The following is a 2,886-nucleotide window of genomic DNA, read 5'->3' as shown; positions in this document are numbered from 1 at the left end:
CCGGGGCCAGTTGGCAGCGTTGCAGGGTTCACTTCATGCGGAGCCTGCTTGCGCGGGTACCCAAGCACGCGCAGTCAATGGTGGCAGCAATTGTTCAAACGGTGTTCGCCCAGCCAGATCAGGCATCGGCCCGGCACCAGTTAGAGCAGGTGGCAAGAAACCTTGAGCGTCGGTTCCCGCAGGTAGCCACCATGCTGCGCGATGCTGCCGATGAAGTGCTGACCTACATGGCGTTCCCGGACGAACACCGGCGCCGGATACACTCCACCAATGTCCTAGAGCGTCTGAACCGTGAGTTGGCGCAGCGCTGCGACGTCGTCGGGATCTTTCCGAATGTGAGGTCGGTTCTGCGCCTTTTAGGCGCCGAGTCCATGTCCAAACTTTACGAGGAGGCAGCAGACAGCGGACACGAGACTGCTGATTTGGCCAGGACGGCAACAGCTATCGCTGGCTAATAGACTCTGACCTGAAGGGAGGCCGAAATTTACACCTATTGACGGGACGTGACCCAAACACGAGAAGGAACACCAGTACTGCTACACCACCGAGAAACCGCTTCACAAACACACCCCCCTTGATGGTTATTGCCCTTTTGCAAAGGGCTTTACACTTTCGTAAGATATATGAAAAAACTTCAAAAGCCAATAGGAAAGAGAAATTTTTTACTAAGAAAAGCCCGTTTATTGCACTACAAGGGAAACAAAAATCTTCAGAGAATCCCTTGGAGGTGTTCTTTAAGCTTCTCGGGAGGTGTTTCGCCGGTCGCAGTGGAAACGATTTTCCCCTGGCGATTAATGAAGACAAGATGGGGCAAGAAAAAGACCTCGAAAGTCTTACAAACTGAAAGAGCTGAATCGATAACCACGGGATACTCAACTTTTTGCTCTCTGACGAATTCCCGAATTTCTTCCGGATACTTAATGCCTATACCGATAAGAACCAGCCCATCTTCTCGATAGGCTTCGTAGAGCTCATTGAGCCATGGAGCCTCTTTTTTGCATTCTCCGCAGCGAGGGGAAAAGAAGACCAGAATAATTGGTCGGCCAGCAAAGCTACTGAGGCGGAGAGGACGATTGTTGAGATCTCTAAGGATAAAGTCCTTCTCAAAATGGGGCCGATAGAAAGAGACGACCAGGTACACACCCACGCAGAAGATGATGCCCAGAATACCCCATAGGACCCATCGCTTCATGGTGCTCTCCCTCTTTTCTATTATTCTGATTAAACTGGTAAGAATTATTCCAGGGTTCTCTCGACCTGTCAAGATTGCCCTTTAAGAATACCCATGGTATAGTAATCCCAAAAAAAGGGGTTGTACCCATGGTTACAATCGAAAAAGTGTCCTTCTGGGGATGGGAAAACAATCTCCGTATCAGCAACGGGACAATTGAGGTTATAGTCACCACTGATGTTGGGCCTCGGGTTCTTCTTTTCCGTTTCATCGGAGAGAAAAACATCTTTCGGGTCCTTGAGGAGGAATGCGGTATTTCAGGGGGAACGGAATGGCACATTTTTGGAGGACATCGCCTGTGGCACGCCCCGGAAGCCAACCCCCGCTCCTATTGCCCTGACAACGATCCGGTGCTCTTCACCCTTACGGAACGAGGCGGCATCTTTACTCAGAAAACCGAGTCTCTCACTGGAATCGAAAAGGAAATAGAAATCCTCATGGATCCGGAAGGCAACCATCTTGCGGTTCTGCATCGCCTCACCAACCGGGGAGTCTGGCCAGTACAGCTTGCCCCATGGGCGCTCTCGGTCATGGAAAGGGAAGGAATGGCCATTATCCCTCAGGAACCGTACCAGAGTTGGTCGGAGAACCTCTTACCCGTGCGGCCCGTGGTGCTCTGGGGGTATACCGATATGTCCGACTCCCGCTGGCGATGGGGGCGAAGGTACGTAACCCTGCGTCAGGACCCCGAGAAAACTTCTCCCAACAAGGCAGGATTTGGTAATAGCCTTGGCTGGGGAGCATACCTTCTCGGGGAATACCTTTTCGTCAAGTACGCTCCTTTCCATCCTGAACGTCTCTACCCTGACATGGGTTCTTCTTTTGAGGTGTACACTGACCACCGTTTCCTGGAACTTGAAACCTTAGGGCCACTCGTATGCCTTAAGCCTCAGGAAACCGTAGAACATCGGGAGGACTGGTTCCTCTTCAAAGGGGTCTTTTGCGAGGACACCGACGAAAGCATTGATGCCACCGTGAGACCTCTTGTAGAAGAGGCCCTCCGAAGGGCAAAGAATCAGGTATGACGATGGGCAATGTGGGAGGCGCCAAAGGATTCTGGCTTTACCTTAGCGATGAATCCCATGCTCTCGACCATTCCCACCACTTCGCGGATGAGGCTACGGGTGGGACCATTTTGACCAACATCGATGTGAATCTCCACATTGTAATTTGAGAGATGGTTCCCGGGGAAGCGATGGAGGAACTCCACAAGTTTCTGGGAAACCTGAAGGGACAGAAAAGCCTCATGGTAAATGATGTCGCGGATGGTTCGAACATTTTTCACGTACACCCTCCTCCAGAAATATCGCCCGCCGAAACCAACGCGATGGACGATGAGGGCTGTCACAAACGCCCGGACAGGTGGGTCCTCCTGGATGTCCCTCGAATCCGTACCGATAATGATGCGGTAATGGCGATCCGGGTCTTCCCGAATGAAAGCAAAAAGCGAAGCAACAACCCCTTCGAAATCAAGTGGTCCCTGCGTTGGGCTATGGAAAAGGAAATCCTGCACCATGGCCTTATTCTACCACGTTCTCTCGAAAGGAGGGCGAGGGAATGAGAAAAATTCTTCTTCTACTCCTCCTTATCCTCTTCTCTCTCCCTACCTTTTCCCAAGAGGATCCTTTTGCCCAGGCCCGGAAAAGAATGGTGGA

3 protein-coding genes and 1 pseudogene are annotated in these 2,886 nt (G+C 51.6%); 2 read left to right on the top strand and 2 right to left on the bottom strand.

Annotation, left to right across the window (positions count from 1 at the left end):
• Positions 1-365, top strand: a pseudogene (locus tag H5U36_09875) (transposase).
• Between the two features lie 344 nt (positions 366-709).
• On the opposite strand, the gene H5U36_09870 reads toward H5U36_09875, so the two are convergent.
• On the bottom strand, positions 710-1,192 hold the full coding sequence (locus H5U36_09870; protein ID MBC7218413.1) for a TlpA family protein disulfide reductase: 483 nt from the start codon (positions 1,190-1,192) through the stop codon (positions 710-712).
• A 128-nt stretch (positions 1,193-1,320) separates the two neighbouring features.
• On the opposite strand from H5U36_09870, the gene H5U36_09865 reads away from it, so the two are divergent.
• A complete protein-coding gene (locus H5U36_09865) occupies positions 1,321-2,256 on the top strand; it encodes a hypothetical protein (protein ID MBC7218412.1) in 936 nt (311 codons plus the stop codon).
• On the opposite strand, the gene H5U36_09860 is transcribed toward H5U36_09865, so the two are convergent.
• The gene (locus H5U36_09860) at positions 2,247-2,747 is read right to left on the bottom strand and encodes a ribonuclease H-like YkuK family protein (protein ID MBC7218411.1); all 501 of its coding nucleotides are present in this window, start codon (positions 2,745-2,747) and stop codon (positions 2,247-2,249) included. The genes H5U36_09865 and H5U36_09860 overlap by 10 nt on opposite strands.
• Positions 2,748-2,886 lie beyond the last annotated feature (139 nt).

This window comes from Candidatus Caldatribacterium sp. (assembly GCA_014359405.1).
GTDB classification, from domain to species: Bacteria; Atribacterota; Atribacteria; order Atribacterales; family Caldatribacteriaceae; genus Caldatribacterium; species Caldatribacterium oleiphilum.
This window is presented reverse-complemented; position numbering and strand designations above follow the sequence as displayed.

Coding starts and splice junctions, on each gene's coding strand:
- H5U36_09870 (MBC7218413.1), bottom strand. CDS start 1,192: ATGAAGCGATGGGTCCTATGGGGTATTCTGGGCATCATCTTCTGCGTG.
- H5U36_09865 (MBC7218412.1), top strand. CDS start 1,321: ATGGTTACAATCGAAAAAGTGTCCTTCTGGGGATGGGAAAACAATCTC.
- H5U36_09860 (MBC7218411.1), bottom strand. CDS start 2,747: ATGGTGCAGGATTTCCTTTTCCATAGCCCAACGCAGGGACCACTTGAT.